Genomic DNA, 21,694 nt, shown 5'->3' with positions numbered 1-21,694 from the left:
TAGTGCCGTTTCTCGATTGCTTATTGTTTATTTCCGATTGCTGCTTGTCCTTTTACCTTGTACAAACTTAAGGTAGCGGCAATCACTGCGTAAGCCGGCGCCAATACCCAACCGATAAAGGGAACGACGTGCATAAGGTAAAACATCAGGCCGTTGCCGATGGCGAGACCTTTGTGCCGCCCGATGAAATCAATGCTGGCACTTGCCGGCAGCCGGTTTCGCTCAAGGCTGTAATCAAGCATGGAAAAGCCGTAGTAATAACATTCGATAAACAAGGCAATAAGCGGCGATATCCAGCCCGCAAGCGGCAACAGCGAGAGCAACAAAATAGCAAACACGTACACCGTTTGCCACAGTGCGTTGCGTACCGAAAGCCGGATGCCCCGCGTCATGTCTTTCAGCAATTGCGACGTTGAAAACGGAAAATCTTTTCCTTCAATTAAGCTCGATGTTTTCTCGCTTAAATAAGCAAACACCGGCGAGCCAACGATCAGGAACAAGTATTTAAAAAGCGAGAAGTAAAAAAAGAACAAGATGAGCCGCAGCATAATGGCCGCCATCACAAACAGAAAATACAGCAGGTCGCTGGCCTGGCGTTGCAACCAGGCGGTGATGCCGAGTCTGTTGCTTAACAGCGTAACGGCTTTGTCCGATGAGTTGATAAAAAAATAAATGCCCACCACAAACAAGATCATGTACACAAGGCCCGGAATCAAGATCCACTTCCACAACCGGTGCTTCCGAATGAAATTGTGGGCTTCAAAAAAAGACTGGATGGCGATGATGATTTCTTTGAGCAAACGGCGGCTTTTATAGCCGGTAAATATAACCGGCAATCAGCAATCGGCAATCGCCAACAGCGGTACGGTTTGCTATTTGCTTGTTGGTTTTTGAATTTATAACGATGAAAAAACTTCCGCTTTCGTTTTACCTGCGCGACGACGTAGTAGCCATTGCCAAAGACCTGTTGGGAAAAGTGCTGGCAACAAATTTTAACGGCGAATACACATCAGGACGCATTGTGGAAACTGAAGCCTACGCCGGCGAATTGGACAAAGCTTCACACGCATCGAAAGGCCGCACCGAACGCACAGAAATCATGTTTGGTGAAGGTGGAAGAGCTTACGTTTACCTGTGCTACGGCATTCATCAAATGTTCAACATCGTTACCGCAAAAGAAGGCGTGGCGCACGCCGTTTTGATTCGCGCTGTGGAGCCACTCGAAGGAAAGGATATTATGCTTCAACGCACGGGGAAAAAGAAGTGGGATGACAACATCACCAGCGGGCCGGGACGTTTGGGAAAAGCCTTTGGCTTTCACACTTTGCAATGCGGATTGTCATTGCAAAGCAAGGAATTGTTTGTTGCCGATGACGGTTTTGTTGTGAAGAAAGAAGACCTCCTTTCATCGCCGCGCATCGGCGTGGATTATGCCGGCGAACACGCAGAGTGGCATTACCGGTTTTATCTCGAAGGAAGCAAATACGTAAGCGGAAAGAAGAAATGATTTTTGTTGACCGGCAATTGTAGAGCTATTAAACTTTGGTTGCGTCGCACACTTGTACGTTCTTATCGGTACTCAGCAAGATTTCACGCGGCAGCGGAGCAACGACGCTGCGCCGCTTAACCGTTGCGCCGCTGCCTGCAAATGTTGAATAAAGTTCCGAACCTACAAGTGTGCGACGCAACTGGCGGTGAGCAGAACTTGCCTGGCCGGTTACATAAAAAACCCGGACATTTTGCCGGGCTTTTTATTCGTTGTTTGTTTAGGGCATCGTGGGTTTTATTACCGGCAACGCCTTCTCTCGAATAAGCGCATTAAATGCCGGAACGCCTTTCTCTTTTATTGTTTTCAGTTTGGCAAGTTGCACATCAATCTGCGAAGCCAGATCATTGTACACGTCCCGCACTTGCTTACTGGGCAAAGCATTGCCGCTGTTGGCCACATCAAACACGCCGCTCAGTTTATCGTTCAGGCGAATGGGATAGTTCAATACATCCTGTCCGCTTTTTGCCTTTGTTTGGTAAAGCGTTTCTTCGATTGCCGTTAACTGTTTGTTGAGGCTGTCGGCGGCGGACTTAATTTCCTTAGGAACGTCCCTGCCTTGCTTGCTCACAAAATCATTGATTTGCGTGCGCAGCGACCGAATGTCTTTGATGGCTTTTTGCGTTTCGTTGAACTTGTCCTGCACCGTTTTCAGAAAAGCAAACTGCGCTTCGTAATCGCCTCCCGACATTTTGTAGTTCGGATCAGCTTTTACCGTAAAGGGAACTTCGGCGGAATCTTTTCCCACTTTGATTTTTGCAAAATAATTTCCGGGCGGCGCCACAATGCCGCCGGGATTTCCGTTCCACAAAATCATGCCTTCAATCGGCTCGGACTCAGGGTAACGAAGGTTCCAGACAAATTGGTTGATGCCTTTGGTTACGTCCATTTTCCGGTTCGCTTCTTTTGCGTCCGTAGAATACGTTCTGATCTCTTTGCGGTCTTTGTCGTAAACCGTAACCGAAGCTTTCGTTGAATCGTTCACGTCTTTTGCGTAGTAATACAAAACCGCACCCGCCGGCGGATTTGCACCTGCGTTGCGCGGTGTACCAAAAGAGAAACGTTCACCGCTCGTCATCCGGTAAACAGGTTCACTGCTAAACACGTACAGTGGTTTGTTTACAACCTCGCTGTTCATCTGCTGCACTACGCTTAAATCATCAATTGCCCAAAAAGCCCGACCCTGCGTAGCCACAATCAAATCGTTTTCCTTAATGGTTAAATCTGTGATGGGCACCATTGGAAGATTTAATTGAAACGGCTTCCAACTCCTGCCGTCGTCGTACGAGATATACATGCCGTATTCCGTGCCGGCATACAACAAGCCTTGCCGCTTTTTGTCGGCACGCAGCACGCGGGCAAAATGATTTTTTGCAATGCCCGCGGTAACGAGTTTCCAGGTCTTGCCGTAGTCTTCGGTTTTGTAGATGTACGGCGTGAAATCATCAAGTTTGTATCGTGTTCCAACAATGTAAGCCGCACCTTTTTTGAAAGGATCGGCATCAATCGAATTCCACATCATCCATTTGGGTGCGGAAGCCGGGGTTACGTTGTCCCAATGCTTGCCGCCGTCTTTGCTCACGTAAACCAAACCATCATCGCTGCCCGTCCACAACAAGTCTTTTTCGTAAGGCGATTCTGCCGCGGTGAAGATGGTTGAATAATATTCAACCGATGTATTGTCTTTGGTGATCGGCCCTCCGCTTGCAACCTGCTTTGATTTATCGTTGGTGGTTAAATCCGGTGAGATTTGCTCCCAGGAAGCGCCTTCATTCTCCGTTACAAACAACACGTTGCCCGCCGTGTACAAACGCTTTGGATTGTGCGGCGAAAAGAAGATGGGAAAGTTCCATTGAAAGCGATACTTCAACACGTCAGCGCCTGCGCCCATTGGATTATCGGGCCAGGGCGATACCGCACGGTTCTCTCCCGTTTTGTGATCAAGCCGCGAAATATAACCGCCGTAATTGCCGCCGTAAACAATATCGGGATTCAGAGGGTCGGCAACCACGTAACCGCTTTCCGCGCCGGCGGTGGGCTCCCAATCGTTTTCGGTAATGGCTGCACCGCTTGTTCTGCTTTTAATGCGAACGGTTGTGTTATCCTGCTGCGCACCGAGAATGCGGTAGGGAAATGAATTGTCTGTTGATACACGGTAGAATTGCGCCGTGGGTTGATTGTTGTAATTGCTCCAGTTCTCGCCGCCGTCAAACGAGATTTGTGCCCCACCGTCATCGGCCACAATCATTCGGTTTCCGTCGGCAGGATCAATCCACAAATCATGGTGATCGCCGTGCGGCGTTCGCAAGGATTGAAAGGTTTTACCACCGTCTCTGCTGCGCATGAAGTTTACGTTCGGTGCATAAACGGTGTTCTCGTTTTTGGGATCAACAAAAACTTTAGAATAGTACCATGCACGCTGCCGAATGTTGTTGTCGCTTGATGTTAACGACCAGTTTTCACCGCCATCGTTTGATACAAACATCCCGCCGCTTGGGTTTTCAATGAGTGCATAAATTTTATCGGGATTGGACGGCGCAACGGCCGCGCCAACAATGCCCCACACACCTTTTGGCAATCCTTTCTTTGAGGAGATATTTGTCCAGGTTTCGCCACCGTCTGTACTCTTCCAAAGCCCGCTGCCTTCGCCGCCGCTTTCCATGCTGTACGGCGTTCTTATCATGCGCCATGTTCCTGCATAAAGAACAGAAGGATTGCCCGGTTCCATCACCATATCCGAAACGCCTGAAAGGTTGTTGACAAACAGCGTACGCTTCCAGGTTTTACCGCCGTCGGTGCTTTTGTAAACTCCTCTTGTTTCATTGGGTCCGAATGCGTGTCCTAAAACGCCGGCCCAAACCGTGTTGGGATCTTTGGGATGAATGATGATGCGAATGATGTGATTGCCGTCTTTTAATCCAATGTTCTTCCACGTGCGGCCACCATCATCGCTGCGCCAAATGCCGTCCTTACCTTCGCTTACATTGCCGCGAATCGTATTCTCGCCCTCTCCAACGTAGATGATGTCTTCATCGCTTGGCGCAACCGCTACCGCACCAATGGTGCCGCCGAAATATTTATCGCTGATGTTTTTCCAGTTGCTGCCGCCGTCGGTTGTCTTCCAAACACCGCCGCCGGTTGCGCCGAAGTAGAAGGTGTTTTTGTTTCTATAACTGCCGGTTACCGCTGCACTTCTTCCGCCGCGAAAGGGCCCAACAAGCCGGTATTTAACTTTGGAGAAAAGAAGCGAATCAGTGTTGGTGGTTTCGCTTGTTGATTTCTTTTTCTGTGCGAAGGAGGAAATAAAACCGAAGGATAAAACGAGCAGAAAAATTTTTCTCATGGGATTTGTGTGATTGAAGGGCAAAAGTTACAAATGATGTGAGAACGAGGAATGAAAATCTTTGCCGTATCAGATAGAGGAAAGCGGATTGAAAAGTTGGAGTCCGTCCACTTCGCGAAAGTGAGCGTCATGGGTGTAAAAGGGAAGGGCTTGCTGTAAAGCAATTGCAGCAATCCAAATGTCGTTCTCTGGAATTGCCCTACCTTTCAATAACAATGCTGCTTTTGTGCCCGCATAAATTTTTGTCGTCCGGTCGTTCAATAAAAGCAAAACAGAAGTTGATAAAAAATCTTCAATTTCCTTTTCTTTAGCTGTCGGGTTCTTCGAACGATATGCACCAAGCCGCAGTTCACCAAGTACAATAAGCGGAACGCAAACCATTTCAATTCTTGCAACGATGCTCCTGACGTTTTCGTTCTTTTTAAAAAGCTCGATGATGATGTTGGTATCGAGTATGACTTTATTTCCAGTCATCATGATTGATTTGTTCACAGCCTTCTTCGATATACTTTTTTATTTCTTCGGCTTCTTCCTCTGTCCAAATCCCCGCAAAATCTTCCGGTCGTTTTCCCGTGGAAGATTTCGGTGACACTTGCAAAAGCAAGGCTTCAATCTCTTGCAGTTTTTTTTCATCTTCTACTTTAAGCAGTGCTTCTATAAGATGCAGCTTTCTTGCTTCGCCGTTCATAACAATACTGTTTGAAACAAATTTAGTTTTTTACCGGCATCCTGCGTTTTCACGGTCCCGTGCCTCAATTAAAAGCCGGCTGTTAGGCCGGCTTTCTTCAAATCCATTTCAATTTATCAATCTCTACGATGCTGCGTTGTTCAATCCCTCTTTGTCCACAATCGCCTTCACAGGCGCATCAAATTTCTTCTTCAACTCGTCGTGTTTCTCCACCACTTTCGTCCGCTGTTTTTCCAACACGTCAATGCGTTTGACTTGCAGGTTGGAAGGCTTTGCTTCTTGCCCAACAATGGTGCTGTACAATTCACTTACACGCTCACGCAGTTGTTCTTCGTCGGCGAAGATGGATTTCTGTTTTGTCGCGAGCATCGTGCTGCGCAAGGCTTCCAGCGAGTCGTTGTAAGCCTTTAATACCTTTTTGCTTTCTTCGTTTTTGCTCAGGGCTATCCACCGTTTCAGGTCCGCTTGCTTCTTGCTCACTTCTTCAATGTTCCCGGTTAACGTTGTGTAAAGTTTCAACGCATCTTGCGCCGCTTTGTATTGTGCAATGCGGTCGGTCATCGTAAAGTTTTTATTCGTCGAATCATGTACCACCGTTATGGGTTCGGTGTATTCTTTCTCGCCCACTTTCAAACGCACCGTGTACGTTCCCGGCAATACCATCGGCGACGAAAAGCCTGCAGGATCCATCTTCGTTCCACCGGCCGCAACTTTTGGCGGTGTGGCGCGCAGGTTCCAAACCACTTTGTTGATGCCTTTGCGTTTGCCCGGCGTAAGCGTTTGCACCAACTGTCCTTTATTGTCTAAAATCTCCACTTTCAAATCACCGCTGTTCGGACGCTCTTTCAAATAATATTGAATGGCCGGCAGTTGAGCCGGATTGCCACCGTTCCATCCGCCTGTGCTCGGAAACCCGCCAGCACCAAGGCCTGTAGCCAGCGGCACGTTCTTCATCGGAAGCAAGTAAACGTCTTTGTCTGCAACCGCGGGTGTCATTAAACGAATGGGAGAAATATCGTCCACTACAATAATGCCGCGACCGTGCGTTGCGAGCAACAAATCGTTTGTTGTTGGATGGATTTGAATGTCTCGCACCAACGCATATTCGGGAATGTGATTCTTCATGCGAAACCAATTTGCACCGCCGTCGGTTGAGGCAAACAAACCCATTTCGGTACCGAGGAAAAGAAGCTCTTTGTTTTTGATGTCTTGCTTGATCTTGTGCGCAAAACCTGTGAACTCGCTGCTCGCAAAAGCTTTCCATGTTTTGCCACCATCGGTTGATTTCGCCACATAGGTTTTGATGTCTCCGTACATGTGGTTATCAAACGTAGCAAATACCGTATTCTTATCGAAGCGGCTTGGCTCAATCGAGCTTACCCATGTTTGCGATGGTATGCCCGCAGCCGCATAATTCTTTGCAAGGTTTGTCCAGGTTTTGCCGCCGTCCCATGTCACTTGAAGATTGCCGTCATCGGTTCCAACCCAAATGTTTTTTTCATCCAGTGGACTTTCAGCAACGGTAAAAATGGTGGTGTGATTTTCAGCCGATGTGTTATCGGCCGTAAGGCCGCCGCTTTCTTCCTGCGCCTGTTTCTTTTTGTCGTTCGTTGTTAAGTCGGGTGAGATGCGTGTCCAGTTGCTGCCTTTGTCGGTGCTCTTAAATAAGAACTGCGCACCCATGTAAAGGTTTGCCGGATTTTTTGCACCCACTACGATCGGCGTGTTCCAGTTCCAGCGCAACTTTTCGTCGCCTTCAGCTTGCGGCTTGATGGTGACGCTTTGCAGCGTACGCAAATCTATACGGCCTGCGTTTCCACCTTGCGATTCGGCGTAGGCAATGTTCGGGTCAATGAGATCGGGCTGCGTCCAAAAGCCGTCACCCCCGTAAACTGCTTTCCAATCGCCGTTGCCCAGGCCTCCCGGTGTTTGCGATGGAGCCATCCAACTGCCGTTGTCCTGCAAGCCACCGTAAATGCGATAAGGCTTTTGTTTATCGTAAGCTACGTGGTAAAATTGTCCAACCGGAAGATTATCAAGAAAGCGCCACGTCGCACCGCGGTCAAGACTCATGTACACGCCACCATCTGTACCAACGTATAATTGGTTTGTATTATTCGGATTAATCCAAAGTGCGTGCATGTCGCTGTGCACCCAGCCACCGTCGCCGCTGGCGTCGGCAAAAGAATAACCGCCGTCGCTGCTGTATGAAAAACCAAAGGAAGGACGATACACACGCTTCGGATCGGCAGGATCCACTTCGATGGTGCTGAAATAAAAGGGACGTGCCGTTACGTTGAGCGTGGCGCTTTGTTGTTTCCAGCTTTCGCCGCCGTCGCTTGAAATGTACAAGCCTGTGTTGTTACTTTCAACAATGGCCAACAGATTTTGCGGAGCGCTTGGTGCGAGGGTGAAAGCAATGCGGCCGAAAGGTTTTGACGGAAGGCCTTTGGTAATTTCTTTCCAGGTTTTTCCGCCGTCGGTGCTTTTGTAAAACCCGCTGCCGTTACCACCGGAGTTAAACGAATACGGCGTGCGGCGAAACTCCCAGGTTGATGCGTAAACAATGTTTGTGTTTGTCGGATCAATCTCCACGTCGGCGCAACCGGCTTTTTCGTTGATGTAAAGAATCTTGTTCCAGGTAGTGCCACCGTCAGTGCTTTTGTACAAGCCACGTTCTTTACTGTCACTCCATAACGGGCCGGGAACAGCAACGTAAACGATATTGGAATTAGAAGGATCAAGCAAGACTTTCGCAATGTGCTCGGTGTTGTCCAATCCAATCTTCGTCCAGTTGTCGCCGGCATCAGTTGATTTGTACAAACCCGCGCCTATGCTTACCGAGTTACGCATGTTGCTTTCACCAGTACCACAGTAAACCACCTTTGGATTTTTCTGATCAATAGCGATTGCACCAATGCTTTGACAATATTTGTCAAAAATGGGTTTGAAAGATGCACCGGCGTTGGTGCTCTTCCAAACGCCGCCGCCCGCGGTACCGATGTAAAGTGTTTTACCGTCGGCGTTTACGCCTTTGATGTCGGTAATGCGGCCGCTCATGGTGCCGGGTCCAAGCCAGCGGGCTTCCAACATGCCGAAGGTGGCGGAGCTGATATTGCTCTGGGCAAAAAGGTTTGAGGAAAGAACGAAGAGCAAGCCAGTGGCGACTTGTGAAAAAGCAGGTAATTTTCTTTTCATGATGTGCAGTTTGGTGGAGGATGTCTGAACTTGGATTAATGAGATGAGTGGGATGAACAGGATCATTTATCGCACAAATCCCGTCCATCCCACTCATTCCCTTCCAGACAAAATTAATTCGACGGCTTGAAAATAGCTTCGTCCACCGGGCCGTTCACGGTAACCTTGCTGATGGCCAGTTCACCAATAGGTAGCGTAATACTCATGGGAACAACAATGCCCTCGGGCAGTTTTTTGTAGTTGGCAAGGTTTACGGTTTGCTCTACTTCCTGGCCGTTGGCTTTCATCTTGCTCACGGCGCGAATGATGTAGTACGACTTCGGATCAATAAAAACGGTTTCGGTTTTGCCGCTCTTTTGCACAATCTGTAGCTTGAATGCCTCTACGCCTTCAATATCGTCCTTGCCAAGAAGCGTAACGGTATGGCCTTTTTGCTTGTAGTCAACCAAGCTACCTTGAGCATCCAATTCGTCGGCACCTTCCTTCACCTGGTCTTCGGTTAGTGGCTCTGCTTTTGTTTGTCCCTGAAATGGCATGTAGCCCCATCCGGCCGTAGGCGTCAAAATCTGGTAGCCGCTCATGCCCATAGCTGTAATGTCTTGCCGCATGCCTTTGGTATGCAGCACCGTGCTGACAACCGTTACAGGAATGTTGCCTTGCACGGTTAGCGTGCCTTCGGTTTTCATGGTGTTCACTTTGTGCCAGGCATCGGCGCCACCAATGGCGTCAATGTGTTTACTGACGATTTCGTCGGCGGTTTGCGCCTGTGCGAACAAAGTGGCCGCGGTAGCGAGGCCAAGCAAGGCCGTGCGGAGTGCTTTCATATTAATTACTTTAAAGTTTAGGTGAATGTAAGAAGCCGTTTTCAATTGAGGGATGGAGGCACAAAGAATTTTACCAACGCCTTTTTGCGCCATACAAAACGTTTCGAGATGCAAAGCTTTTTGCATCTTCGCCAAAACTCTTGCATGGCATCGTTTACAATCACAGGCAATTTGGTGGATGTACATCAAAAGAAAATTTACCCGGCAGAAATCAAAGTGGAAGGGCAAAGAATTGCTTCGATAACTCCAATCTCCCAATCTCCCAATCTCCCAATATTCTATATCCTTCCCGGCTTTGTAGATGCGCACGTACACATCGAAAGCTCAATGCTGATTCCGTCGGAGTTTGCGCGGCTGGCCGTTGTACACGGAACGGTTGCCACGGTTAGCGACCCGCACGAGATTGCCAACGTCTGCGGCATGAAAGGCGTAGCGTTCATGATTGAGAATGGCAACACAGTGCCGTTCAAGTTCAACTTCGGCGCACCGAGTTGTGTGCCCGCTACAAGTTTTGAAACGGCCGGCGCGGAGCTAACGAGCAAAGACGTAGAAGATTTGTTGCGAAGAGAAGATGTTTTGTATTTAAGCGAGATGATGAACTTCCCCGGTGTTTTAAATGGTGACGAAGAAGTCGCGAAGAAAATAGCCGCCGCAAAGAAGTTTGAAAAACCGGTTGACGGTCACGCACCGGGCTTGCGCGGCGAGGAAGCGAAACGTTACATTGATGCGGGCATCTCTACCGACCACGAATGTTTTACCGCCGAAGAAGCGCTGGAAAAATTGCAGCACGGCATGAAGATTCTCATTCGCGAAGGCAGCGCCGCAAAAAACTTTGAAGCCTTGGTGGATTTGCTGAACGAACATTCGGATATGATGATGTTCTGCAGCGACGACAAACATCCCGATAGCTTAGTGGAAGGTCACATCAACCAATTGTGCGCAAGAGCGGTGGCAAAAGACATTGATGTTTTCAAAGTTTTGCAGGCTGCATGTGTGAATCCCGTCGGGCATTACAAACTGAAAGTCGGTTTGGTGCGCGAAAATGATTTTGCAGATTTTATCGTGGTGAAGGACTTGAAAAATTTCGAAGTGGTGCAGACATATGTGAACGGAGAATTGGTTGCGGAAAACGGAAAGAGTTTGATCAACCGGCAATCGGCAATAAGCAATGCAGTAAACAATTTTAGTTGCTCAGAAAAATCGCCAGACGATTTTACCTTGATGGCAGGCAATGACCCGCTGCCAAAGTTTGCTATTGAAGCTTTAGACGGGCAACTGATAACAAACAAAGTATTTTTTCAACCTTTGATTGAATACGGAAATATCGTGTCGGATGTTGCGAATGATGTATTGAAAATTGTTGTCGTTAACCGCTATAAAGACGCACCAATTGCCAAAGCTTTCATTAAAAATTTTGGCTTAAAAAAAGGCGCTATTGCGTCATCTGTTGCGCATGACTCGCACAACATTGTAGCCGTAGGCGTGGATGACGAAAGCCTTTGCCGGGCGGTAAATCTGGTCATTGAAAAACAAGGCGGCGTGAGTTGCGTTGGTAACGAGGATTTGATTTTGTCTTTGCCCGTTGCCGGTTTAATGAGTGCGGAAGACGGTTACGAAGTAGCAAAAAAATATTCCGAAATTGACAAAGCAGCGAAAGCATTGGGATCAACCTTATCTGCTCCGTTTATGACACTTTCGTTTATGGCTTTGCTTGTCATACCGCATTTAAAATTGAGTGATAAAGGTTTGTTCGACGGCGACAATTTTTCCCTAATTAACCAATCAACGAATTAACCAGTCAACTAAACTACGCCTCCTGCCCAATCCACACCGCGCCGCCGATGCTGTCCCTCGCCGCACCGGTAACGGAGGAAAGAACGTTGTATTCCTGCCGCCACCGAAGCACGCCCATAAAAGCCATGATGAGCGCTTCTTTGTATTGCACAAGCTTCTCATCGGGAATCACAACGCCTGCTTTGAGTGGTTGTAAAACTTCCGAAAGACGTTGAATCAGGAATGAATTAAGCGCGCCGCCACCTGTAACAAGCAATTTCTGATTTCTGATTTCTGATTGCCGATTGCCGATTGCCGATTGCACTTGTTGCACGATGTGTTCAACATAAGTGCGTAAAGCATCGGCGGATGAGAGATTAAAGGAAGCAAGCAAAGGATAAACTTCATCCGTTCCGAAATTGTTGGCCAGTGATTTTGGATAGGGTTGTTTGTAATAAGAAAGATCGTTGAGTTTTTTCAAGGCGTCTTCGTGCACCTTTCCGTTTGCGGCCATCGCTCCGTTTGCGTCGTACTCTTTTCCTTCTTTCGCCGCAAAAATGTTCAATACCCGGTTGGCCGGGCAAACATCAAAGGCTATGTAATTTTTCTCATCGTTGAAAGAAATGTTGGCAATGCCGCCAAGATTTAAATACATGTCGTAATCTCTCAACAACAGTTTCTCGCCAATGGGCACAATGGGTGCGCCTTGTCCGCCGAACGCAACATCAAGTGCCCGTAAATCACTCACCACGGGCAGTCCGGTTTCGGCCGCAATGGCCGCGCCATCACCCAGTTGAGCGGTCAGCCTGTTTTGCGGTTCGTGAAAGGTGGTGTGCCCGTGCGAGGCAACCAATCCAACTTTATAGTGCAGGTTGTTTTCTTCAACAAAACGATTTACCGCCGCGCCAATATAATGGCCGTAATCGGCATGAAGCCGTTGATAATTCAACGCATTCAAAGAAGTAGCGTTTTGCAACCTGTTTTTCCATTCTTCATCATAAGTATAACAGTCCGCCGCAAGGATTTCAAAGTTCCAAATGCCTGCGTTGTGTACAAATTCAACAAACGCAACGTCCAATCCATCGAGCGAGCTGCCACTCATTAAGCCAATAGCCCTGTATGTCATTTTTACCCTGATTTTGTTTGCCAATAACGCTGCTGACCAATCAACTGATTAACCATTCAATCAATCAACCTACATTTGGCGAAGGTAGAACTTGAACTCAATGGTAATTAATCTAAGCAAAGAACATTCGCTTGTCAGCAACTGGGTAGCAGAGCTGCGCGACGTTACAATTCAAACCGACCGGATGCGCTTTCGCCGAAACCTGGAGCGCATCGGCGAAGTAGCGGCTTTTGAAATCAGCCGGCGACTGCCTTATGTGGAAAAAGAAATTCAAACGCCGTTGGGTACAGCCGTGTGCGAAGTGCTGGAAGAACAACCCGTGCTCACCACCATTTTACGTGCCGGCCTTGCGCTGCACAACGGGCTGCTTTCCTATTTCGACAAAGCCGACAATGCTTTTGTTTCGGCTTACCGCAAACACAAGCCCGACGGCAGTTTTGAAATCATGCTCGAATATCTTTCCTGCCCCGAAATTGACAACCGCGTTTTGATCATCTCCGATCCCATGCTGGCTACCGGCGCTTCGCTGGTAAAAACCATCCAGTATTTAAAAGAAGAAGGAAAGCCAAAAGCCATTCACATCGTTACCGCCATTGCCTGCACAGTGGGCATTGAATACCTGCGGCGCGAAGTGCCCGAAGCCATTGTTTGGTGCGGCGCCATTGACGATGAACTGACGGGCAAGGGCTACATTGTTCCGGGCCTTGGCGATGCCGGCGACCTGGCATTTGGCACCAAGGTTCAATCTTGACAAAGTATAAGGATTAATTTCAGCAGAAGAGCAAACCAAACGCACGGCCGAACCACGTTACCAAAACCGGTAGAATTATTCCCCAATCCGAAAATTATTTGTTGTAATTTTCATACCGCATCTAACACAGAATATGAGAAATACCGTCCTTCTGATTTTTTTTTCGTGTGCTTTTTTTCTTTCAAAAGCACAAGACCCTAATTTTTCTCAATTCTTTGCTTCTCCCCTTACGCTCAATCCTGCTTCAACCGGAAAATTTGAAGGCATCTTGCGGGTGGCGGGCAATTACCGCAACCAATGGCCCACCATCAACAATGCCTATACTACGTACACTGCTTCAGTGGACGCGGCCATTTTAAAAAATCACGTTCCCGAGTTTGATCAATTTGGCGTGGGCGTTTTGGCTTTCTCCGATAAAAGCGGAAACGGCGTACTGCAAAACAATGCCGTTGCGCTGTCAACGGCTTATCACAAGTCGCTTGATGAAAACGGTTTTAATCAACTGGGTCTTGGCTTTCAGGGAACGTTTGTCACAAAGACGCTTGATGTAACGAAGGTGAAATTTTTGGATCAACTGCGCTCTGACGGTTTTACCGGTTTAACCAACGAAGTCTTTGATCAATCTAACCTCAACCTTTCTTATTTTGATTTGAACGTGGGCCTGCTTTACAACGGCTCTACTGATGGAAGCAACAACTATTACATTGGCGCTTCGATGTACCATATTACGCGGCCAAAAGAGAGTTTTAGCGGCGGAACGTTTGTATTGGACCCGCGACTGACAATACAAGCCGGCGGGCGGCTGCCGCTGGCCGATAACAACGCCGTTCACTTCAGCGCCATTCACAGCCGGCAGGCCAATGCCGTCAACACCGTTATCGGTGGCGCTTACATGCTCAACGTAAATCCCGATCCACAAAGCCCCACCAATCTTTATTTCGGTAGCTGGTTCCGCTTTGGCGATGCAGTGATTCCTTACGTTGGTTTGGAGTTTGGCAGCTTTCACATTGGCGCAACCTACGACGTAAATACTTCTTCGCTCAAGCCGGGTTCCAATCTTCGCGGTGGCGCAGAGTTCTCTCTTATCTACACCAAAAGACCTACTGATCCTTACGCCAAAAGCGTAAGCTGCCCGAAATTTTAACCGTCATCTATTAAATACTGCTTATGCTACTTCGTAAAAAAATGCAGGCTTTCTTAAGCTTTTGCACACCGCTCATTGCCTTCCTTAGTTTCACTTCTGCTTCTGCGCAATCAACGTCAAAAGAAAATTTTGAGAACGCCATCGTCAAAGAATTTTGCGACTCCTTTGAAAGCGCTTCGCCGCGTCTTACCAAAGACAATATGACCGTAGAAATGGGCGCCATGATTGTTCCGCTCATGAGCCGGTACAACAACGACGTAAAGAATTACTGGGGCATTGACATGAGCAGCAAAGAAGGCATGCGAAGCTTCGGTGAAAAAGTGGGACAACTGGCCGCCTTAAAATGCCCGGCCTTTTTAACCTTTATCAAAAACAACCTGCAAGACATTGTATCGGAAAACGGGCAAGGATCCAAAACCTACAGCGGCAAAATTCTAAAGATCGAAGGGCAGCCCTTTGCTTACCTGCTGGTGCAAAACAACCAGGGCCGAACCGATAAACTTTACTGGCTTGAATACTTTGAGGGCGCCAACAAATTAACCACGCAACCGGCCACTGCGCTTAACAAAGCCGTCACTATTTCCTACAAAGAGATGGAAGTTTACCAAGCAGTCGAAAAAGAATACAAAACCATCAAGGTTATTTCCAAAATAGAATGGAAACCGTAGTGTGTTCTGAAACTTCATGCTTTTTATACCCGGTTCATTTTTCACGTTTTCTAAGCGGTAACAAGAGGGCACGGCTGCCCGGTGCTGGGTTTGCAGAACTACCGCATCGCTTTACAGCATCACAAATGCACGGATGATTGTAAGAACCGTCAAAGGTTTCTATACCGGCGCAAAAAAACCTTCTGCCCGCTCGTTCGTTTATGCCATCATCTTATATTTGTTCCAACCCCTTAACTATGAAGTGCATAATTGTAGACGATAACAAGATGGCCCGCATGGCCCTGAAGCAATTGGTCAGCCAGGTGCAGAATTTGGAATTGGTAGCCGAATGCAGCAACGCCATGGAGGCGTACAACCAATTAGCCAATAACGGCATTGATCTTCTTTTCCTCGACATTGAAATGCCCGAAATGAGCGGCATTGATCTCATTAAAAAACTGGGCGCAAAAAAGCCCCTCATCATTTTCACCACGGCCAAAACGGATTACGCTGTAGAAGCCTTTGAACTGAACGTGGTAGATTACCTCGTAAAGCCGATTACGCAACCTCGATTGGTACAAGCTGTGGAAAAGGCGCAGGAAGCACTGGACAGCAACAAACAGGAAGTGAAAGTGGAAGAGCAAGGCTTTGTATTTGTGAAAGACAACGGCATGCTCAAGCGCATTTCCATTGAAGACATTTTGTTTTTAGAAGCCATGGGCGACTATGTGAAAGTGCATACCGCACCCAAGTTTCACGTCGTGCATGCCACGCTTAAATCCATTGAAGAAAAATTACCGGCCTCTAAATTTCTTCGCGTACACCGCAGTTACATTGTGGCCATTAACAAAATAGATTTCATTCAGGAAGGCACCATCTCCATTGGCAAAACATCTATCCCTGTTGCCGATACACACAAAGCCAATTTGAACAAGCGACTGAATTTACTGTAAGCATCAAGTAGCGAGCAATAATCGCCGTTTACAATAGAAAACCTCTCTGAGATTTGGGGAGGTTTTTCATTGAAAGTTTTTTCCGGTTAACGCTTGCTTGCTACTTGATGCTCCCTCAACGTTCATTCCCGCACCTTCGCCGAGGGCTTGCTTGCGTTAGCCTAACAATCAGAAAGGAGCGAAAAAGGGGGAGTATGTTTGTTCTGCAATCGTCCAATATCCGGCCCTTTGGCCATTATGAAAAAACCGTAACCCTTTGCTGATACAATATTGGGGTCGCAGCTAAAGCTAACATTCCGCAGGGAAAACGAATATTGTATCAAATTTTAAAACTAACTAAAGAGACGGGCCGCACCCGCGGCCTTTCTCTTTTACGAACATGAAAAAATTTATCTTCTTCATAGCGGCCTTATTTTTCCTCGTTGCTTCCGAGTATTATTTCTTAACCGAAATTTTTACCCGCAGGCGTTTACCGGTAATTGCCGGGAGTTTGGCCGTTGTAGTTCTCTGCATCTTTGTCTTTCTTCGCTTTTTTAAACACTCTATTACATCTTCTTCTCCGCGCTAAGCTTCGCAGCATGAAATTTGTATATTCGGCAACTCTTTCATGCGCAAACCGGATATCAGATATTGGGTACTGTGGTTGTTTCTGCTAGGCATTCTGGTCATCGTTTTCCTGCAGGTAGTTTCGGGCTATAACATCACCCGCTTGCTTGACGGCAACCGTCAACTGGCAACGGAAATGCACGTGCAGAACAGTTTGCGAAAATTGCAAAACGACTTGCTGGTGATTGAAAGCGACGTACGCGGCGCGGCGCTTAGCGGCGACTCGCAAGACCTGGCAAAAGTGGACGCAAAAGTTGTCGCCATCCAAACCGAACTGGCGGCCCTTCACCGCATCTTTCCTTCGGGGGCCGCAGCCAAAGAATTAAAAATTCTTGATGCCGCCATTCAACGCAAGCTTCGTTTCAGTAACGAAGTATGCAGCGCCTTTTCACAAAACGGAAAAGAGGCCGCACAAGAAATGATCAATACCAATCGGGGCAAGGTACTTCGCGACAGCATTGAGCTCACCATTGACCGGTTAAATGCCTTGCGCAATACGGAACTGCAGGCCATTTCAGGCGATATTGAAAACACCGGAAGAACGGCTCGCCTTTGGGGATTGATCATTGCGGTTATTGCTTTGCTTGCCGTGGTTTCGGCGTTTTGGTACATACTCAACCAGGGAAGACAGCAACAAAAAATGATTCAACTGCTGAACGAATCAGAAAAACGCAGCAAGGAAGTGGCAGGCATGAAAGAACAATTCCTTGCCAACATGAGCCACGAGATTCGCACGCCGATGAACGCCATCCTTGGTTTTACATCCTTGCTTCGAAGAACCAGTCTCAATCCCGACCAACGCCAATACGTACAAAACATTCATTCCGCCGGCGAAAACTTACTGGCCCTTGTAAATGATATTCTTGATCTTTCTAAAATCGAAGCGGGCATGATGTCGCTGGAAGAAACAAGGTTCAGTTTGCACAGTTTGGTCAGTTCGGTAAGCGCCATGTTCAGCGAAAAAATAAAAGAAAAGAAGCTTCAATTTAACGTTCGCATTGAACCTGGCGTACCCGATATTTTATCGGGCGATGCGGTACGCTTAACGCAAGTGCTGGTAAACCTGCTGAGCAACGCGGTAAAGTTTACCGAGGAAGGAGAAATAGACGTGCACATTTCCCTGCTTGAGCAAACCGAAGAAAAGGTGCGCATTCGCATTGCCATTTGCGACACGGGAATTGGTATTTCAGAAGAAAAACAAAAAACCATCTTTGAACGCTTTCACCAGGCCGAGGCCGAAACCACGCGGCGCTTTGGCGGCACAGGCCTTGGCCTCGCCATTGTAAAGCAATTGATCACTTTGCAAAACGGAACGATCGAGCTTAAAAGCAGTTCCGGCAAAGGTTCCGAATTCATTGTGGAATTGAGTTACGCCGTGCCCGACATCAATCAGTTGTACGCAGCGGCACTGTCAGCACAGGAAGAAGCCGTACCACTGCAAAAAATCACCGTTCTCATTGCCGAGGACAACGCCATGAATCAACAACTGATTTCGCACCTGATGAAAAGTTGGGAGATTGATCACGTTATTGTGAACAACGGCCGCGAAGCCGTGGAAGAATTAAAACAGCGGCCTTATTCGCTTGTGCTGATGGACATTCAAATGCCCGAAATGGATGGCTACGTAGCCACGCAAATTATCCGCAACGAATTGGGCTTGTCCATTCCCGTCATTGCCATGACGGCCCATGCTATGGCCGGCGAGAAAGAAAAATGTCTGCAACTGGGCATGAACGATTACGTTTCAAAACCCATAAAAGAAACGCTGTTGTACAATATGATTGGCCGCCACGCACAAAACGTTCCCGACAAAGAAGACGTTCAGATAGTCGAGTTACAACACATTCACCTCGACTATCTGCATTCGCTTTCGGGTGGCGATGCTGAGTTTGAGCAGCAGCTTCTAAAACAGTTTATCTCTCAACTCCCCGAAGAGCTGCGTGAGCTTGAGCTGGCAATTGAAAAACAAGAATTCAATACCATTCGTCAAACGGCACACAGCCTCAAGTCAACCGTTGGTTACGTGGGCCTCTCGGATGAACTTAACCCTTATCTGGACCGTATTGAAAAGGATGCGGCGGCCCACAGGCCCGGCAGCACGCTTGTTGATTTTGCTTGCGTGAAATCAAAGTGTGCCGCTGCCGCTGAGGAAGTAGAAACCGTGCTACAAAATGCGGTGCTTTAACAAAAACTTTGGCCTTTCCTCAATGGCTAAATACAACGTCAACCTTTGACGGCGCGTCTTCTTCCTGAAACGATGGATTAAAGGGTTTCACCGAAACACCATAGGAATTAAGTTGCAGGAAAATTATTTTTACACCGTCAATTTGAAATCAGCTATCCGCCACGCGGATTGTTTCAGATAAAGAACTTGGTTTCGTATGGTTAAGGGTGAAGCCCTGCTATTCTTAGCGGGGCACTTTTTTTCTTCGCAAAATTTTCCAAAACCTTCCTGTAAAAATATTTTAAAGAAGCTGCCTGATTAGCCATAACCGGGCTGCAATGTCCTAATCTATACGTCCTCTGTTTTTACGGGGGACTTTTTGTTGATATTGAGTGATTGGGATATCGCAATATCTCTTCTCCTGCTTTGCCGTTCTAAATAAATTAGTATTTTGCGGCTAAATAACTTAGTGCTATGTCACAGGCCAATAAAAACCTGAAATACTTGCGCAAGCTGCGCGGATGGACACAGGAAGAATTTGCGCAAAAGTTGCGCATCAAACGTTCTTTGCTTGGCGCCTACGAAGAAGAAAGAGCCGAACCACGAATAGATATTCTGGAAGCCGTTGCCGATATGTTCAAACTTACGCTTGACGATTTATTGCGCCGCGATGTGAGCGATAACAAAACAAGCTATTTGTCAAAACGCCGGGCACAAAAGATGGTGCAGGGCCGTGGCGACATCCCCTTTGTTCCGGTGAAAGCCGCGGCGGGTTACCTGGCCGGTTATGCCGATCCTGAATTTATTGATGAATTAAACACCTTCACCTTGCCCATGCTGGCCGGTGGCGATTACCGTGCGTTTGAAATTGTGGGCGACTCCATGATGCCCACGCCAAGCGGCAGCGTGATTGTAGGCGAGAAAGTGCAAAACATGGACGACATTAAAACCAACAATACCTACGTGGTGGTTTCCAAAACCGATGGCATCGTTTACAAACGCGTTTTAAAAAACCCAAGGCAAAAGGCCAAGTTTACCTTTGTAAGCGATAACCCTGCTTACCAGCCGTACACCGTAAGCGCCGAGGAAATTTTGGAGATGTGGCAGGCGCAAATGGTTATTTCAAGGGCCAACACGCAGCAGCGCTGGGACGTAAATAACCTCGCCAACCTTGTAACCAACCTGCAACAGCAGGTCAGCGTATTAAAAAAGAAAATGGTGTAAAAAATTATCGAAGCCAAAAGCCAAAACTCAAAAAGGTTTCCGCCATGGAAGCCTTTTTAAATTTATGTACACAGCTATTGGGCTATTGCAAATCATAGATTTCTTTCGCCAGGCGAAACGTATTGCAATGCGCTTCTACAATGGTTTTTACACGAGGCGAGTAACCGCCGCCCATTGAAACAACACAAGGAATTTTTGCTTCTTTCAACAACGAAAAAACAAGGCGGTCTCTTTCTTTGCAGCCTTCCATCGTCACTTTTAATTTTCCAAATTTGTCCGTCTCCAAAATATCAACGCCGGATAAATAAAAAGCAAAATCAGGCTTTACTTCTTGAAGCAAGGAAGGAAGAACGTCGCCCAATTTTTGGAGATAAACCTGCGTTGTCGTCCCATCTTCCAGTTCTACATCCAAATCGCTTTTCTCTTTGTGAAAAGGATAATTGTTCCGGCCGTGCATACTGAATGTAAACACTGCATCCTTGTCTTCAAAAAGCTTTGCCGTTCCGTTGCCCTGGTGCACATCTAAATCAATGATGAGAATTTTCGTTGCCAGATTTTTTTGCAGCAGATAATTGGCCGCCACCGCAAAATCATTAAGCAAGCAAAAGCCTTCTCCTCTGTCTTTAAAGGCATGATGCGTGCCGCCGGCGACGTTCAGCGCCACGCCGTTTTCAATGGCATAATAACAACAATCAATCGTGCCTTGCGTAATGATAAACTCACGCAAGGTTAATTCAGGCGATTGGGGAAAGCCAATGTACCGCTGCTCTTTCGCCGACAAGGTTTGGTTTTTTAATTTGTCAACGTAGTCTTTCTCATGCGTGAGCAAAACAACGCCATCGGTGCAAGGCTTGGGCGAAAAGAAAGCATCTTCCGTAACGGTTCCCTCGTACAGTAATTGCTGCGGAATGAGTTCGTATTTCAGCATCGGAAAGCGGTGGCCTTCGGGCAATGGATGCGCATAAATCGTATCAAAAGCAATGTGCAATTTCTTTTCGCTCATTTAATTTTTACCAGTTCGTTTTCAACAACGGCATATATGGCTTGCGCCGGTGATTTATCCATACCCACCGCACCTGTAAACTTGCTGAAAGCGGGCAGAATGCAATGCTCCTCCGCAAAATAAAAACAGGGAAAGCGCAGCGATTGTTTGCCGAGGCCGTGAATGACAACGCCGGGATGAATGTGGCCGCAAAAAGAATAAAGCGGACCGTTTACATCGCATTGATCGTGGCTAAAAAGAAAAGGTCCTGATTGCAGGGTTGGATAAACAACATCAATGGCGGCACCGGCATACCATTGATCGTTTAAGATGTCGTGATTGCCGCGAACGAGAATGATTTGAAGCGAAGAAAAACTTTCGCGCCAGCGCTTGAACCAATCAAGTTCCGTATTGGCAGATGAATGAAAAAAATCGCCAACGACGATTAATTTTTGCGGGCGAAAATGATTGAGCAAACTAACGAGACGTTGCAAATCTTCTTTGTAAACACTTTGTGGTACGGCAATGCCGGCCTTGCGAAAGTGGCCGGTTTTGCCAAAATGTAAATCGGAAACGACAAGCGCTTTTTCTTCTTCCCAAAACAAGGAACGTTGTGCCGAAAGCCAAAGGTTTTGCGAGTAAAGTTTATGAAGGATTGGCGCTTGCATAAAGGCGACAAATATACCGCGAAGCCCGCCTGATAAGGCTTTCAAACGCAAAGGAAA

17 protein-coding genes are annotated in these 21,694 nt (G+C 47.3%); 8 read left to right on the top strand and 9 right to left on the bottom strand.

What is annotated here, in order from left to right; genetic code table 11:
• Nucleotides 1–20: 20 nt before the first annotated feature.
• Nucleotides 21–800, bottom strand: coding sequence for an EI24 domain-containing protein (locus FSB75_RS19960; protein ID WP_146791072.1), 780 nt, complete (start codon nucleotides 798–800; stop codon nucleotides 21–23).
• A 104-nt stretch (nucleotides 801–904) separates the two neighbouring features.
• Here FSB75_RS19960 and FSB75_RS19955 point away from each other — a divergent pair, with 104 nt between their 5' ends.
• Nucleotides 905–1,507 (top strand): DNA-3-methyladenine glycosylase, encoded by a 603-nt coding sequence (locus FSB75_RS19955; RefSeq protein ID WP_146791070.1) that lies wholly within the window; start codon nucleotides 905–907, stop codon nucleotides 1,505–1,507.
• A gap of 259 nt (nucleotides 1,508–1,766) precedes the next feature.
• Here the strand turns inward: FSB75_RS19955 and FSB75_RS19950 are convergent, their stop codons facing one another.
• The 5 genes from FSB75_RS19950 to FSB75_RS19930 form a co-directional block, all read right to left on the bottom strand.
• The gene (locus tag FSB75_RS19950) at nucleotides 1,767–4,889 is read right to left on the bottom strand and encodes a VPS10 domain-containing protein (protein WP_146791068.1); all 3,123 of its coding nucleotides are present in this window, start codon (nucleotides 4,887–4,889) and stop codon (nucleotides 1,767–1,769) included.
• A gap of 69 nt (nucleotides 4,890–4,958) precedes the next feature.
• On the bottom strand, nucleotides 4,959–5,366 hold the full coding sequence (locus FSB75_RS19945) for a type II toxin-antitoxin system VapC family toxin (protein WP_227990674.1): 408 nt from the start codon (nucleotides 5,364–5,366) through the stop codon (nucleotides 4,959–4,961).
• Nucleotides 5,350–5,577, bottom strand: coding sequence for a hypothetical protein (locus FSB75_RS19940; protein WP_146791066.1), 228 nt, complete (start codon nucleotides 5,575–5,577; stop codon nucleotides 5,350–5,352). The genes FSB75_RS19945 and FSB75_RS19940 overlap by 17 nt, the downstream gene beginning before the upstream one ends.
• A 123-nt stretch (nucleotides 5,578–5,700) precedes the next feature.
• Nucleotides 5,701–8,775: a glycosyl hydrolase gene (locus FSB75_RS19935; protein WP_172623237.1), complete on the bottom strand. Its 3,075-nt coding sequence runs from the start codon at nucleotides 8,773–8,775 to the stop codon at nucleotides 5,701–5,703.
• Between the two features lie 113 nt (nucleotides 8,776–8,888).
• Nucleotides 8,889–9,599, bottom strand: a complete 711-nt coding sequence (locus tag FSB75_RS19930; protein WP_146791062.1) for an outer membrane lipoprotein-sorting protein — start codon at nucleotides 9,597–9,599, stop codon at nucleotides 8,889–8,891.
• A gap of 144 nt (nucleotides 9,600–9,743) precedes the next feature.
• Here FSB75_RS19930 and ade point away from each other — a divergent pair, with 144 nt between their 5' ends.
• A complete protein-coding gene (gene ade, locus FSB75_RS19925) occupies nucleotides 9,744–11,393 on the top strand; it encodes an adenine deaminase (protein ID WP_146791060.1) in 1,650 nt (549 codons plus the stop codon).
• 13 nt (nucleotides 11,394–11,406) lie between these two features.
• Here ade and FSB75_RS19920 read toward each other — a convergent pair whose 3' ends face one another.
• Entirely contained in the window at nucleotides 11,407–12,498 is a 1,092-nt protein-coding gene (locus FSB75_RS19920; RefSeq protein WP_146791058.1) for an anhydro-N-acetylmuramic acid kinase, read from the bottom strand.
• A 100-nt stretch (nucleotides 12,499–12,598) separates the two neighbouring features.
• On the opposite strand from FSB75_RS19920, the gene upp reads away from it, so the two are divergent.
• The 6 genes from upp to FSB75_RS19890 all read left to right on the top strand — a co-directional run bounded on the left by upp (nucleotide 12,599) and on the right by FSB75_RS19890 (nucleotide 19,987).
• Nucleotides 12,599–13,249 (top strand): uracil phosphoribosyltransferase, encoded by a 651-nt coding sequence (gene upp, locus FSB75_RS19915; RefSeq protein WP_146791056.1) that lies wholly within the window; start codon nucleotides 12,599–12,601, stop codon nucleotides 13,247–13,249.
• 133 nt (nucleotides 13,250–13,382) lie between these two features.
• Nucleotides 13,383–14,393 (top strand): PorP/SprF family type IX secretion system membrane protein, encoded by a 1,011-nt coding sequence (locus FSB75_RS19910; protein ID WP_146791054.1) that lies wholly within the window; start codon nucleotides 13,383–13,385, stop codon nucleotides 14,391–14,393.
• 23 nt (nucleotides 14,394–14,416) lie between these two features.
• Nucleotides 14,417–15,061 carry a hypothetical protein gene (locus FSB75_RS22470; protein ID WP_227990672.1) on the top strand — a complete coding sequence of 215 codons (645 nt, stop codon included), beginning with the start codon at nucleotides 14,417–14,419 and terminating at the stop codon, nucleotides 15,059–15,061.
• Nucleotides 15,062–15,297: 236 nt separating this feature from the next.
• Nucleotides 15,298–15,993, top strand: coding sequence for a LytR/AlgR family response regulator transcription factor (locus FSB75_RS19900; RefSeq protein WP_146791050.1), 696 nt, complete (start codon nucleotides 15,298–15,300; stop codon nucleotides 15,991–15,993).
• A gap of 607 nt (nucleotides 15,994–16,600) precedes the next feature.
• Nucleotides 16,601–18,784 (top strand): ATP-binding protein, encoded by a 2,184-nt coding sequence (locus FSB75_RS19895; RefSeq protein ID WP_146791048.1) that lies wholly within the window; start codon nucleotides 16,601–16,603, stop codon nucleotides 18,782–18,784.
• A gap of 453 nt (nucleotides 18,785–19,237) precedes the next feature.
• On the top strand, nucleotides 19,238–19,987 hold the full coding sequence (locus FSB75_RS19890; RefSeq protein WP_146791046.1) for an XRE family transcriptional regulator: 750 nt from the start codon (nucleotides 19,238–19,240) through the stop codon (nucleotides 19,985–19,987).
• An 82-nt stretch (nucleotides 19,988–20,069) separates the two neighbouring features.
• Here the strand turns inward: FSB75_RS19890 and FSB75_RS19885 are convergent, their stop codons facing one another.
• Both FSB75_RS19885 and pdeM read right to left on the bottom strand, forming a co-directional pair.
• A complete protein-coding gene (locus FSB75_RS19885; RefSeq protein WP_227990671.1) occupies nucleotides 20,070–20,990 on the bottom strand; it encodes a histone deacetylase family protein in 921 nt (306 codons plus the stop codon).
• Nucleotides 20,987–21,637 (bottom strand): ligase-associated DNA damage response endonuclease PdeM, encoded by a 651-nt coding sequence (pdeM, locus tag FSB75_RS19880; RefSeq protein WP_146791044.1) that lies wholly within the window; start codon nucleotides 21,635–21,637, stop codon nucleotides 20,987–20,989. The genes FSB75_RS19885 and pdeM overlap by 4 nt, the downstream gene beginning before the upstream one ends.
• Between the last annotated feature and the right edge of the window lie 57 nt (nucleotides 21,638–21,694).

This window comes from Flavisolibacter ginsenosidimutans, from assembly GCF_007970805.1.
Classification (GTDB): domain Bacteria; phylum Bacteroidota; class Bacteroidia; order Chitinophagales; family Chitinophagaceae; genus Flavisolibacter; species Flavisolibacter ginsenosidimutans.
Note: the sequence above shows the minus strand (reverse complement) of the source record. Positions and strands in the feature narration are given on the sequence as shown.

What these genes read in the sequence shown, in the direction of transcription:
- FSB75_RS19955 (WP_146791070.1), top strand. Translation starts at nt 905, where the DNA reads ATGAAAAAACTTCCGCTTTCGTTTTACCTGCGCGACGACGTAGTAGCC.
- FSB75_RS19950 (WP_146791068.1), bottom strand. Translation starts at nt 4,889, where the DNA reads ATGAGAAAAATTTTTCTGCTCGTTTTATCCTTCGGTTTTATTTCCTCC.
- FSB75_RS19945 (WP_227990674.1), bottom strand. Translation starts at nt 5,366, where the DNA reads ATGATGACTGGAAATAAAGTCATACTCGATACCAACATCATCATCGAG.
- FSB75_RS19940 (WP_146791066.1), bottom strand. Translation starts at nt 5,577, where the DNA reads ATGAACGGCGAAGCAAGAAAGCTGCATCTTATAGAAGCACTGCTTAAA.
- FSB75_RS19935 (WP_172623237.1), bottom strand. Translation starts at nt 8,775, where the DNA reads ATGAAAAGAAAATTACCTGCTTTTTCACAAGTCGCCACTGGCTTGCTC.
- FSB75_RS19930 (WP_146791062.1), bottom strand. Translation starts at nt 9,599, where the DNA reads ATGAAAGCACTCCGCACGGCCTTGCTTGGCCTCGCTACCGCGGCCACT.
- ade (WP_146791060.1), top strand. Translation starts at nt 9,744, where the DNA reads ATGGCATCGTTTACAATCACAGGCAATTTGGTGGATGTACATCAAAAG.
- FSB75_RS19920 (WP_146791058.1), bottom strand. Translation starts at nt 12,498, where the DNA reads ATGACATACAGGGCTATTGGCTTAATGAGTGGCAGCTCGCTCGATGGA.
- upp (WP_146791056.1), top strand. Translation starts at nt 12,599, where the DNA reads ATGGTAATTAATCTAAGCAAAGAACATTCGCTTGTCAGCAACTGGGTA.
- FSB75_RS19910 (WP_146791054.1), top strand. Translation starts at nt 13,383, where the DNA reads ATGAGAAATACCGTCCTTCTGATTTTTTTTTCGTGTGCTTTTTTTCTT.
- FSB75_RS22470 (WP_227990672.1), top strand. Translation starts at nt 14,417, where the DNA reads ATGCTACTTCGTAAAAAAATGCAGGCTTTCTTAAGCTTTTGCACACCG.
- FSB75_RS19900 (WP_146791050.1), top strand. Translation starts at nt 15,298, where the DNA reads ATGAAGTGCATAATTGTAGACGATAACAAGATGGCCCGCATGGCCCTG.
- FSB75_RS19895 (WP_146791048.1), top strand. Translation starts at nt 16,601, where the DNA reads ATGCGCAAACCGGATATCAGATATTGGGTACTGTGGTTGTTTCTGCTA.
- FSB75_RS19890 (WP_146791046.1), top strand. Translation starts at nt 19,238, where the DNA reads ATGTCACAGGCCAATAAAAACCTGAAATACTTGCGCAAGCTGCGCGGA.
- FSB75_RS19885 (WP_227990671.1), bottom strand. Translation starts at nt 20,990, where the DNA reads ATGAGCGAAAAGAAATTGCACATTGCTTTTGATACGATTTATGCGCAT.
- pdeM (WP_146791044.1), bottom strand. Translation starts at nt 21,637, where the DNA reads ATGCAAGCGCCAATCCTTCATAAACTTTACTCGCAAAACCTTTGGCTT.